Origin of the sequence: Pseudomonas putida, assembly GCF_026625125.1 — a bacterium.
Lineage (GTDB): Bacteria > Pseudomonadota > Gammaproteobacteria > Pseudomonadales > Pseudomonadaceae > Aquipseudomonas > Aquipseudomonas putida_X.
Window position 1 is genome coordinate 85,983 of the sequence record NZ_CP113097.1, and the last position, 11,943, is coordinate 97,925.

Genomic DNA, 11,943 nt, shown 5'->3' on the forward strand with positions numbered 1-11,943 from the left:
CTAGAAGAAACTCAAGCCGACATGGAAAAGCTTCTCCACGTCGCGAATGTGCTTTTTATCCACAACGAACAGGATCACGTGGTCACCCGACTCGATCACTGTATCGTCGTGGGCGATCAGCACCTGCTCGTCGCGGATGATGGCGCCGATCGTGGTACCCGGCGGCAGGGTGATGTCTTCGATGGCCTTGCCGATCACCTTGCTCGACTTCGAGTCGCCGTGTGCCACCGCCTCGATGGCCTCGGCCGCACCCCGGCGCAGGGAGTGCACGCTGACGATATCGCCACGGCGCACGTGCGCCAGCAAGGTACCGATGGTAGCCAGCTGGGGGCTGATGGCGATATCGATTTCGCCGCCTTGTACGAGGTCTACATAGGCCGGGTTGTTGATGATCGTCATCACCTTGCCCGCGCCCAGGCGCTTGGCCAGCAGTGACGACATGATGTTCGCCTCGTCATCGTTGGTCAGGGCCAGGAAGATGTCGGCATCGGCAATGTTCTCTTCGAGCATCAGGTCCTTGTCCGAGGCGCTGCCCTGCAGCACCACGGTGCTTTCCAGGGTGTCGGAGAGGTGCCGGCAACGGGCTGCGCTCATCTCGATGATCTTCACCTGATAGCGGCTTTCGATGGCCTCGGCCAAGCGCTCACCGATCTGCCCGCCCCCGGCGATGACCACACGTTTGTTGGTCTCGTCGATGCGGCGTAGCTCGCCCATCACGGCGCGGATATCTTTCTTCGCGGCGATGAAGAACACCTCGTCATCGGCCTCGATCACCGTGTCGCCCCGTGGGGTGATCGGCCGGTCACGGCGGAAGATCGCTGCCACACGGGTATCGACGTTAGGCATATGCGCGCGGATCTGGCGCAGTTGCTGGCCCACCAATGGGCCGCCGTAATAGGCCTTGACCGCCACCAGCTGCGCCTTGCCCTCGGCAAAGTCGATCACCTGCAGCGAACCTGGATGTTCTATCAGCCGCTTGATGTAGTTGGTCACGACCTGCTCGGGGCTGATCAGCACGTCCACCGGGATATGGTCGTTGTCGAACAGTTCTTCGCGGGTCAGGTAGGCCGATTCACGCACGCGGGCGATCTTGGTGGGCGTGTGGAACAGCGAATAGGCGACCTGGCAGGCGACCATGTTGGTTTCATCGCTGTTGGTCACCGCAACCAGCATGTCTGCGTCATCGGCGCCGGCCTGGCGCAGGACCGTCGGGAGCGAGCCGCGGCCTTGCACGGTACGGATATCCAGGCGGTCGCCCAGGTCACGCAGGCGGTCGCCGTCGGTATCGACCACAGTTATGTCGTTGGCTTCGCTGGCCAGATGCTCTGCCAGCGTACCGCCTACCTGGCCTGCGCCAAGGATGATGATCTTCATCCGCTACTCCCTAACCCTTTTTCTTAACCGCGCGAGGCGGCGATCTTGATCAGCTTGGCATAGTAGAAGCCGTCATGGCCGCCTTCCTGGGCCAGCAGCTGGCGGCCATGGGGCTGGCGGATACCAGCGTCGGTGGCCAGGTCCAGCTCACGGGCGCCCGGAGTGCGGGCAAGGAAGGCCTCGATCACTTCGGTGTTCTCGGTCTGCAGGCTGGAGCAGGTGGCGTACAGCAACATGCCCCCCACCTCCAGGGTCGGCCACAGGGCATCGAGCAATTCCCCCTGCAGCGCGGCCAGCGCCGGAATGTCATCAGCCTGACGGGTCAGCTTGATGTCCGGGTGGCGGCGAATGACCCCGGTAGCTGAGCAGGGCGCATCGAGCAGGATGCGCTGGAACGGCTTGCCGTCCCACCAACTGGTGGTGTCACGGGCGTCGCAGGCGATCAGCTCGGCGTCCAGCTGCAGGCGGTCGAGGTTCTCGCGCACCCGCGCCAGGCGCTTGGCTTCCAGGTCGATGGCCACCAGATGAGCCAGGCCCGCTTCTGCCTCGAGCAGGTGGCACGTCTTGCCACCCGGGGCGCAGCAGGCATCGAGCACGCGCTGGCCGGGAGCCAGTTCAAGCAGGTCGGCCGACAGCTGCGCGGCCTCGTCCTGCACGCTCACCCAGCCGTCGGCAAAGCCCGGCAGGCTGCGCACATCGCAGGCTTCGGTCAGCACAATGCCGTCACGGCTGAAGCGACAGGCGCTGGCGCCAACGTCGGCTTCGCTCAGCAGGGCCAGGTAGTCATCGCGGCTGTGGTAGCGGCGGTTGACCCGCAGGATCATGGGCGGGTGAGCGTTGTTGGCCGCGCAAATGGCTTCCCACTGCTCGGGCCAGAACGCCTTGAGCGCCTTCTGCAGCCAGCGTGGGTGGGCGGTACGTACGACCGGGTCGCGTTCCATGCCAGCGAGCAGCGCCTCGCCTTCACGCTGGGCGCGGCGCAGCACGGCGTTGAGCAGGCCCTTGGCCCACGGTTTTTTCAATTTGTCGGCGCAACCGACCGTCTCGCCAATGGCGGCGTGGGCCGGGATGCGCGTGTAGAACAACTGGTACAGGCCTACCAGCAGCAGTGCCTGCACATCGGCATCAGCGGTCTTGAACGGCTTCTGCAGCAGTTGCGCGGCGAGCAGGTCCAGGCGCGGCTGCCAGCGGGCGGTACCGAACGCCAGGTCCTGGGTCAGGCCGCGGTCGCGTTCCTCGACCTTGTCCAGTTGCGCAGGCAGCGAGCTGTTCAGCGAGGCCTTGCCACTGAGCACTGCGGCCAAGGCACGGGCGGCGGCGAGGCGTGGGTTCATTGGCCAAGCACCTTGCCGGCGGTGAACTTCTCGCGGCGGCTGTTGAACAGGTCGCTGAAGGCCAGGGCCTTGCCGCCAGGCAATTGCAGGCGGGTAAGGCTCAAGGCCTGGTCACCGCAGGCGACCACGAGGCCGTCTTTGCTGGCGGACAGGATCTCGCCAGGGGTGCCTTCCCCTGTGCACAATCTGGCGGCCAGCACTTTCACGCTTTCGCCATCCAGGGTGCTGTGGCACACCGGCCAGGGGTTGAAGGCGCGGATCAGGCGCTCGAGCTCCACGGCCGGGCGGCTCCAGTCGATGCGCGCCTCGTCTTTGTTCAGCTTGTGCGCGTACGTGGCCAGGGCGTCGTCCTGCACCTCGCCGTGCAGGCTGCCATCAGCCAGGCCGGCAATGGCTTGCACGACGGCTGGCGGGCCCATTGTGGCGAGGCGATCGTGCAGGCTGCCACCGGTATCTTCTGCACTGATTGGCGTGACCACCTTGAGCAGCATCGGGCCAGTGTCCAGGCCTGCTTCCATGCGCATCACGGTAACGCCACTCTCGGCGTCGCCCGCTTCCACGGCGCGCTGGATCGGCGCCGCGCCGCGCCAGCGTGGCAGCAGGGAAGCATGGCTGTTGATGCAGCCCAGGCGCGGGATATCCAGCACCACCTGGGGCAGGATCAAGCCATAGGCGACCACTACCATCAAATCCGGCTTGAGCGCCGCGAGTTCTGCCTGGGCATCCTCATTGCGCAGGGTTGGCGGCTGGAACACAGGGATGCCATGGGCCACCGCCAACGCTTTGACCGCGCTTGGCATCAGCTTCTGGCCGCGGCCGGCCGGGCGGTCGGGCTGGGTGTAGACGGCCACGATCTCGTAGGGGCTGTCGAGCAGGGCCTTGAGGTGTTCGGCGGCAAACTCTGGAGTGCCTGCAAAGACGATGCGCATGGAGTTCTCGCTTCAAAAAAGAAAAAGGCTTGCCGGAGCAAGCCTTCTGGAAGGTGGGGATCAGGCTTGCTGGCGGTGCTGCTTTTCCAGCTTCTTCTTGATCCGGTCGCGCTTGAGCTGGGACAGGTAGTCGACGAAGAGCTTGCCGTTAAGGTGATCGAACTCGTGCTGCACGCAGACAGCCAGCAGGCCTTCGGCTTCAAGCTCGAACGGCTTGCCGTCACGGTCCTGCGCCTTGACGCGCACACGCAGCGGGCGGTCGACGTTTTCGTAGAAGCCCGGCACCGACAGGCAGCCTTCCTGGTACTGGCCCATGTCGTGGGTCAGCTCTTCGACCGACGGGTTGATGAAAACCCGTGGCTCGCTGCGGTCTTCGCTCAGGTCCATGACCACAACCTGTTTGTGGACGTTGACCTGTGTGGCAGCCAGGCCGATGCCAGGCGCTTCGTACATGGTTTCAAACATGTCGTCGATCAGCTGGCGCAGGGCGTCGTCGAACTCCGTCACCGGTTTGGCGATGGTGCGCAGGCGCGGGTCTGGGAATTCGAGAATGTTCAAAATGGCCATAGGGTCAGGCAATCACTGTGCGTTCGGTTGAAAACTGAGCACACATAATAAAGGGAATCGAAGATTTCGGCACCTGGCAAGCTCGTCTAGGGTGTCTATGGGCTTGATAGCGTCCATTTAATAGACAGCTTTTCAAAGTGTTACCCACAAACTTATCCACAGGTTGTGCCACGTAAATGGCCCTGTTTCGATCAAGGATGATCTCCATGCCGTTCCACCATTCGTCGCTTTGCCCGCCTGCCGAACTGGAAGCGCGGCTACGTCTACACCGCCTCCCCGAGACGGGATTGCGTCGTTTTCACACCTTGTTGCAAGCCTTTGGCAGCGCTTCTTCTGCACTCAGTGCACCGGCTGGCGCCTGGCGTGCCCTGGGGGTCGCCCAGGCCACCATCGACGCCCGGCGCAGTGCCGAAGTACGCGATGGGGCATTGGCTGCAATGGCCTGGATAGAGCATCCGGGCCAGCATTTGCTGATGTGGGACAGCCCTGGCTACCCCGCGCTGCTGGGTGAAATCGATGATGCCCCGCCGCTGCTTTTCGTCGCAGGCGACCCGGCTTTGCTCGAACAGCCACAGCTGGCGATAGTGGGCAGCAGGCGTGCTTCACCCCCGGCGCTCGACACCGCCAAGGCATTTTCCCGTTGCCTCTCGCAGGCCGGGTTCACCATCACCAGTGGGCTTGCTTTGGGGATCGACGGTGCCGCTCATCGGGCCGCGTTGCAGGCTGGGGGCGCCACGATCGGTGTGTTGGGCACCGGGCTGCAAAAACTTTATCCACAGCGCCACCGCGACCTGGCCAAAGCGATGATCGACAGCGGTAGCGCGCTGGTTTCCGAGTACCCGCTCGATGCCGGGCCGCTGCCAGGCAACTTCCCACGACGCAATCGCATCATCAGTGGCCTGTCGCTCGGCGTGCTGGTGGTAGAGGCGAGCCTGGCCAGCGGTTCGTTGATCACCGCACGTCTGGCTGCCGAGCAAGGCCGTGAGGTTTATGCCGTTCCCGGCTCGATCCACCACCCCGGCGCCAAGGGCTGCCACCAGTTGATTCGCGACGGCGCACTGCTGGTTGAAAGCGTGGGTCAGATCCTGGAAAGCTTGCAGGGCTGGAAGAACCTGCCGCCAGCCGTTGTGGATAAACCGTCGCATCCCCTACTCGCCTTGCTGCATGCTGCGCCGCAGACCAGCGAAGCACTCGCGGCTTGCAGTGAGCTGCCTTTGGCGCAAGTACTGGCGCAATTGACCGAGCTGGAGCTCGATGGCCGGGTGACCAATGAAGCCGGGCGTTGGTTTGCCCGCGCTGGCTAAGTAAACTGCGGCATGGCTTAAATGCGGAGAGACACAAATGGTGAGCAGTTGGCGTGTGCAACAAGCCGCGCGTGAGATTCGGGCCGGTGCGGTGATCGCCTACCCGACAGAAGCGGTCTGGGGCCTGGGCTGCGACCCCTGGAACGAGGACGCGGTGTATCGCTTGCTGGCGCTCAAGTCGCGGCCTGTGGATAAAGGGCTGATCCTGGTCGCCGACAACATCCGGCAGTTCGACTTTTTGTTCGAGGACTTCCCGGAAGACTGGATCGACCGCATGGGCAGCACCTGGCCTGGGCCCAACACCTGGCTGGTGCCGCACCAGGACCTGTTGCCCGAGTGGGTGACCGGGCAGCATGACACGGTGGCGCTGCGGGTCAGCGATCACCCAGTGGTGCGTGATCTGTGTTCACTGGTAGGGCCGCTGATTTCCACCTCGTGCAACCCCGGCGGGCGCCCGGCGGCGAAGACCCGGTTGCGGGTGGAGCAATACTTCCACGGCCAGCTGGACCTGGTGCTTGGCGGGGCGCTGGGGGGGCGGAAGAACCCGAGTGTGATTCGCAATCTGGCAACCGGCGAGGTTGTACGCCCAGGCTGATACCGCTGCCGAGGGCTTCGCCCACGATCGCCGGCACGCCAGCGCCTACAGGTTCTGCACAAGGCTTGAAGCCGGTGTGGTCGGTGGGGGAGCTGGCTTGCCGGCGATGGGGCCGCAAACCCCTGCAGATTTTTCTGATTTTGTCTTGAAGGGTTGTCCGGTTTGAGGATTGGGAAATATCCTTCGAGCCGCGTCCCCTGCCATCACCTGTTCAGTAGGAACCAGTGTCTCTAGGCTCTACCCGTCGCCAAATAACTTGGCGATCGGGTGTGGTAGCCCGTATGCATTTTTTCCATGACAGTCCATGGCGGCTGTGCGTGGGAGGCTTTCGAGCCTGCCTGGATTGGAAAATGCCCGGGTCTACCACCTCGCGTACAGTCGCCACCCCTACCCTGCACCACCACCCGCTCTTCAGCGTCAACCCAAACATTTCCGCCGAGGACGCTCGATCTACGTAACACCAAAAAAACCAGGGCAAGCACCATTTCCTACGGTTTCTGTCGAAAGCAATCACCTGCCCATCAGAAGACATCCAATTTATGCTTTGCATTCTCAAGTTTCCCGACCATGGGATATTGAGGTGTGTGCCTAGGTTTGTACTTTTTTTGAGCAGGTCTCTGCCAGATCCATTAGCAGAAGCCATCAAGCCTATTGCCTATTCAGCGGCATTGCCCGGGCCGAGAAAAACCTGATCCAGGCCTACCTGGGAAGGATCTGACGAAGTGCATGTACTGACTTTTAGCCAAGCTCGCGCCGACCTGAAGCAGACGATGGATGATGTATGTCGGGATCACGAACCTGCGATCGTTACGCGCCAGCCCGGCGAGCCGGTGGTCATGATTTCACTTGAGGATTACAACGGCATGCAGGAGACCATGTACCTGTTGGGCTCATCAGCCAATGCCAAGCGCTTGCGCGCATCCATTGATCAGCTGCGGTCGGGTAAAGCTGCTACCCATGCGTTTAATTTTAGATGGCAACGGTCGAGTCAGCAGCCTCAGAAGAAGGTGTGAGCGCTGACAGGTGCCTGAGGGTGTTCAGTGCCTATGAGGTCGAGCGTCACGCGGGCGACTCTCGATCTCACAGGCACTGAACACCTTTAGGCAAGCACCTGGTCGCCCTGGTGCAATCCCCTGTCCTTCTCAAGGCAACAAAACAGTAGACCCAACAGTCCTGCGCGCCGACAGCTCAGCTTGCGCCTTGGCTGCCTCACTCAGCGGATACCTTTGCTGGATATCCACAACCAGTTTGCCACTGCCAATCATCGCAAACAGGTCGTCGGCCATGGCCTGGGTGTTCTCGGCATTATTGGCATAGGTCGCCAAGGTCGGGCGAGTGACGTACAGCGATCCTTTCTGCGACAGGATCCCAAGGTTCACCCCGCTCACGGCCCCCGAGGCATTGCCAAAGCTCACCATCAAGCCGCGCGGTTGCAGGCAGTCCAGCGAGGTAAGCCAGGTGTCGGCGCCCACGCCGTCATACACCACCGGGCACTTCTTGCCATCGGTCAGCTCCAGCACCCGCTTGGCCACGTCTTCGTGGCTGTAATCGATGGTTTCCCAAGCGCCCAGCGCCTTGGCCCGTTCGGCCTTCTCGGCAGAGCTCACGGTGCCGATGAGCTTGGCGCCCAGCGCCTTGGCCCACTGGCAGGCCAGCGAGCCCACGCCACCGGCGGCAGCGTGGAACAGGATCACATCGCCGGGCTGCACGGCGTAGGTCTGCTTGAGCAGGTACTGCACGGTCAGGCCCTTGAGCATTACCGCCGCCGCCTGCTCGAAGCTGATGTCGTCGGGCAGCTTGACCAGGTTGGCTTCCGGCAGTGTGTGCACCTCGCTGTAGGCACCCAGCGGGCCGCCGCCATAGGCCACGCGGTCACCCACTCTCAGGCGGGTGACGCCCTCGCCCACTGCATCGACCACGCCGGCGCCCTCTGTGCCCAGGCCGGATGGCAGCGCAGGCGGCGCATACAACCCGTTGCGGAAATAGGTGTCGATGAAGTTCAAGCCGATCGCGTGGTTACGTACGCGCACTTGCTGCGGCCCCGGCGGTGCCGGATCGAACTCTACAAGTTGCAGCACTTCGGGGCCGCCATGCTGGCTGAACTGGATACGCTTGGCCATCTCGCACTCCTGTTGTCGGGATCGGAAAAGGCCTTCTATCGGACGCCTTTGCTTGATCGCCGTCAACTGCGGCGCTCAGGTTTGCGGTGGTATGCTACGCGGCGAATTCTTCCCTGCCCGTTTCTGGTGACCCGATGACTAGCCGCACCGAGGCCGTGAAAGCCTACCTGCTCGACCTGCAAGACCGCATCTGCTCTGCCCTCGAAACCGAGGACGGCGGCGCCCGCTTCGTCGAGGATGCCTGGGTGCGCGAAGCCGGTGGCGGGGGCCGTACGCGCGTGATTGGCGACGGCAAGGTGATCGAAAAAGGCGGGGTCAACTTCTCCCATGTGTTCGGCTCTGGCCTGCCACCTTCGGCCAGTGCACACCGGCCCGAGCTGGCGGGCCGAGGTTTCGAGGCTTTGGGCGTATCGCTGGTGATCCACCCGCACAACCCGCACGTGCCGACGTCCCACGCCAACGTGCGCTTCTTCATTGCCGAGAAAGAAGGCGAAGAGGCGGTGTGGTGGTTCGGCGGTGGCTTCGACCTGACCCCGTACTACGGCAACGAAGAAGACTGCATTCACTGGCACCGCGTGGCCGAGCAGGCCTGTGCGCCCTTCGGCGCAGACGTATACCCCCGCTACAAAGCCTGGTGCGACCGCTATTTCCACATCAAGCACCGTGGCGAGCCACGAGGCATTGGCGGGCTGTTCTTCGATGATTTGAACGAGTGGGATTTCGATACCTGCTTCGCGTTCATTCGCGCCATCGGCGATGCTTTCGTCGACGCCTACCTGCCGATCGTCCAGCGTCGCAAGGCCACGCCTTACACCGCCGAGCAGCGCGAATTCCAGGAGTTCCGCCGCGGCCGCTACGTGGAGTTCAACCTGGTCTACGACCGCGGCACCCTGTTCGGGCTGCAGTCCGGCGGCCGCACCGAGTCGATCCTGATGTCGCTGCCACCGCAAGTGCGCTGGGGTTACGATTGGAAGGCAGCGCCCGGCAGCGAAGAAGCCCGCCTGACCGAGTACTACTTGCAGGACCGCGACTGGCTCGGCCAGTAAGCCTGTGGATAACCGAGGAACCCCCATGGACCAGTACGTCGTGTTTGGCAACCCCATCGGCCACAGCAAGTCGCCGTTGATTCACCGGCTGTTCGCCGAACAGACCGGACAGGACCTGGAATACAGCACGCTGCTTGCGCCGCTGGACGAATTCAGCGACTGCGCCCGCGGCTTCTTCAAGCAAGGCAGCGGCGCCAACGTGACCGTGCCCTTCAAGGAAGAGGCCTATCGCCTGTGTGACAGCCTCACCCCGCGTGCCCAACGGGCCGGCGCGGTGAACACCTTGAGCAAGCTGGCCGATGGCTCGCTGCGGGGTGATAACACTGATGGCGCCGGCCTGGTGCGTGACCTCACCGTGAATGCCGGGGTTGAACTGGCTGGCAAACGTATTCTGATCCTTGGCGCCGGGGGCGCGGTGCGTGGCGTGCTTGAGCCGATCCTGGCGCATGAGCCCCAATCCTTGGTAATTGCCAACCGCACACTGGAAAAGGCCGAGCAGCTGGCGCGCGAGTTCGATGAGGTTGGGCCGGTGATGGCCAGCGGTTTCGCCTGGCTGCAGGAGCCGGTGGACGTGATCATCAACGCCACGTCGGCGAGCCTGTCCGGCGAGCTGCCGCCGATTGCCGACAGCCTGGTCGAGGCCGGGCGGACCGTGTGCTACGACATGATGTATGGCAAGGAGCCCACGCCGTTCTGCCAGTGGGCCAGCAAGCTAGGTGCAGCAAAGGTGCTGGATGGGCTGGGCATGCTGGCTGAGCAGGCGGCTGAGGCGTTCTTCATCTGGCGTGGGGTGCGGCCGGATACGGCGCCGGTATTGGCAGAGTTGCGCCGGCAGCTGGCGCGGGGCTGAGATTGCTGGGGCCGCTCTGCGGCCCATCGCCGGCAAGCCAGCTCCTACACCTACAGCGCCGACCACAGGCCTTGTGATACCCCTGGGGGAGCCGGCTTGCCGGCGATGGGCTGCAAAGCAGCCCCAATGATCATTCCGCAAATTGAATTGGGCAAAGCTCCTCCCCTTCCAGCTTCTGCAATTCCTCGACCACCTGCGGCCTGGCGCGCAGCAAGGTCAAACTCCCGCCTGCCCGGCGCAACCGCCGCGCCTCGCGGTGCAACATATCCACACCCGAGTAATCGATGAAATTCACCTGCCGTGCATCGATCACCACATGCGGCCCCTGGCAACGCTGCAGGCGCACCTGCAGGTAGTGCGCTGCACCGAAGAAGATCGATCCGCCTACTCGCAGTACATCGGCCTGACCTTCGCGGCTCTGCTGAATCCGAGGCCGTGAAGTGCGTTTGAGGTAGAAGAACAGCGAAGCCAGCACACCGGCGTAAATCGCTGTCTGCAACTCCAGCAGCAAGGTTGCGGCAGCGGTCAGGGCCATGACCAGGAACTCGGAGCGGCTGACCCGGAACAGCGCGCGTATTGCGCGGTGGTCCACCAGGCCCCAGCAGATCAGCAGGATACTACCGGCCATGGCCGGTATCGGCAGGTGTGCGATCAACCCTGCACCCGTGACGGCGAACAGCGCTACCCACAGCGCCGAGAACACCCCGGCCATGGGGGAACGGGCGCCAGCGTCGTAGCTGAGCCCAGAGCGGGTGAAGGATCCAGAAGACAGGTAGCCGGAAAAGAATGACCCGACGATGTTCGACATGCCTTGGGCGCGGATTTCCTGGTCGGCGTCGATCAGCTGCTCGGAGCGTGCCGACAGCGAACGGGCGATCGACAGGCTGGTCACCAGGCCCAGCATGCCCACCGCCACGGCACTGGGCAGCAGGCGCAGCATCAGCTCCACATCCACTAACGGCAGTGGGCTGAGTGGGGGCAGCTGGCCGGAGAATGCTGGCACGCGCGGTACATGGCCAAAGAAACCGGGCAGCGACCAGGCCACCAGGCTGATCACGATCAGGCTTATCAACAGGCTCGGCCAGCGTGGCCGCCAGAGTTTGAAGGCCGCACCGACAAGCACGGTACTCAAGCCCAGGATCAGGGACGGCAAGTCGACCTCGCCAGCATGGCTTGCCAGGTCTTGTACCGTTTTCAATGCCGTGGCCTGGCTCGGCAAATCCATCCCCAGCAGGTTGGGCAATTGGCCGAGGGCAATGACGATGGCGGCGCCCAGAGTGAAGCCAAGCACCACCGAATGGGAGACGAAGTTGACCACTGCGCCGAAGCGTAGCAGCCCGAGCAGCAGTTGGAAGATGCCAGCGAGGAAGGTCAGCAGCAGCACGAGCGTCACGTAATCGGCGCTACCGGCCACTGCCAAGGGGCTGATGCTGGCGTAAAGGACGATGGAGATGGCGGCGGTCGGTCCGCAAATCAGGTACCAGGACGAACCCCACAGGCAGGCGACCAGCACTGGCACGATGGCCGCATAAAGACCATATTCGGCAGGCAAGCCGGCGATCAGGGCATAGGCGATGGATTGCGGCAGGGCAAGGATGGCGCCGCTGAGCCCGACCAGCAGGTCCTCGCGCAGGCTACGGCCCGATTGACGGGGCAGCCAGGTCAAGAAGGGCAGCAGGTGGGTCAACTGAATCATCATCCCTCTCGTATTCGGATCTTGGGTTGGTTTGGCTGGCCTCATCGCCGGCAAGCCGGCCCCCGCAGGGGGATCACAGAGGGCGAGCCTACGGCTCTAGCTGAGCCGGCGCGCCGGCGATGAGGTCG

Annotated in this window: 11 protein-coding genes; 5 read left to right on the plus strand and 6 right to left on the minus strand. The window is 63.3% G+C overall.

Going from position 1 to position 11,943, the window contains the following annotated elements:
• Genes trkA through def form a run of 4 tightly spaced genes read right to left on the minus strand, consistent with a single transcriptional unit; the run spans position 1 to position 4,204 of the window.
• A complete protein-coding gene (trkA, locus tag OSW16_RS00400; protein WP_241806666.1) occupies positions 1-1,374 on the minus strand; it encodes a Trk system potassium transporter TrkA in 1,374 nt (457 codons plus the stop codon).
• Between the two features lie 23 nt (positions 1,375-1,397).
• Positions 1,398-2,708: a 16S rRNA (cytosine(967)-C(5))-methyltransferase RsmB gene (rsmB, locus tag OSW16_RS00405; RefSeq protein WP_267819923.1), complete on the minus strand. Its 1,311-nt coding sequence runs from the start codon at positions 2,706-2,708 to the stop codon at positions 1,398-1,400.
• A complete protein-coding gene (fmt, locus tag OSW16_RS00410) occupies positions 2,705-3,637 on the minus strand; it encodes a methionyl-tRNA formyltransferase (protein WP_267819926.1) in 933 nt (310 codons plus the stop codon). The genes rsmB and fmt overlap by 4 nt, the downstream gene beginning before the upstream one ends.
• Positions 3,638-3,697: 60 nt before the next feature.
• Positions 3,698-4,204 (minus strand): peptide deformylase, encoded by a 507-nt coding sequence (gene def / locus OSW16_RS00415; RefSeq protein WP_241806669.1) that lies wholly within the window; start codon positions 4,202-4,204, stop codon positions 3,698-3,700.
• Positions 4,205-4,410: 206 nt separating this feature from the next.
• Between def and dprA the strand changes: the two genes are divergently transcribed.
• The 3 genes from dprA (at position 4,411) to OSW16_RS00430 (ending at position 7,116) form a co-directional block, all read left to right on the plus strand.
• Entirely contained in the window at positions 4,411-5,508 is a 1,098-nt protein-coding gene (gene dprA / locus OSW16_RS00420; protein ID WP_267819928.1) for a DNA-processing protein DprA, read from the plus strand.
• A 37-nt stretch (positions 5,509-5,545) separates the two neighbouring features.
• Positions 5,546-6,103, plus strand: a complete 558-nt coding sequence (locus OSW16_RS00425; protein WP_241806671.1) for an L-threonylcarbamoyladenylate synthase — start codon at positions 5,546-5,548, stop codon at positions 6,101-6,103.
• 722 nt (positions 6,104-6,825) lie between these two features.
• A complete protein-coding gene (locus tag OSW16_RS00430; RefSeq protein ID WP_267819930.1) occupies positions 6,826-7,116 on the plus strand; it encodes a type II toxin-antitoxin system Phd/YefM family antitoxin in 291 nt (96 codons plus the stop codon).
• 129 nt (positions 7,117-7,245) lie between these two features.
• Here the strand turns inward: OSW16_RS00430 and OSW16_RS00435 are convergent, their stop codons facing one another.
• The gene (locus OSW16_RS00435; protein ID WP_267819932.1) at positions 7,246-8,223 is read right to left on the minus strand and encodes an NADPH:quinone reductase; all 978 of its coding nucleotides are present in this window, start codon (positions 8,221-8,223) and stop codon (positions 7,246-7,248) included.
• Between the two features lie 134 nt (positions 8,224-8,357).
• On the opposite strand from OSW16_RS00435, the gene hemF reads away from it, so the two are divergent.
• Complete coding sequence (gene hemF, locus OSW16_RS00440) at positions 8,358-9,269, plus strand: oxygen-dependent coproporphyrinogen oxidase (RefSeq protein WP_267819934.1); 912 nt, start codon at positions 8,358-8,360, stop codon at positions 9,267-9,269.
• A gap of 25 nt (positions 9,270-9,294) precedes the next feature.
• Positions 9,295-10,119, plus strand: coding sequence for a shikimate dehydrogenase (gene aroE / locus OSW16_RS00445; protein WP_267819936.1), 825 nt, complete (start codon positions 9,295-9,297; stop codon positions 10,117-10,119).
• A gap of 130 nt (positions 10,120-10,249) precedes the next feature.
• On the opposite strand, the gene OSW16_RS00450 is transcribed toward aroE, so the two are convergent.
• Complete coding sequence (locus OSW16_RS00450; protein WP_267819938.1) at positions 10,250-11,815, minus strand: SulP family inorganic anion transporter; 1,566 nt, start codon at positions 11,813-11,815, stop codon at positions 10,250-10,252.
• Positions 11,816-11,943 lie beyond the last annotated feature (128 nt).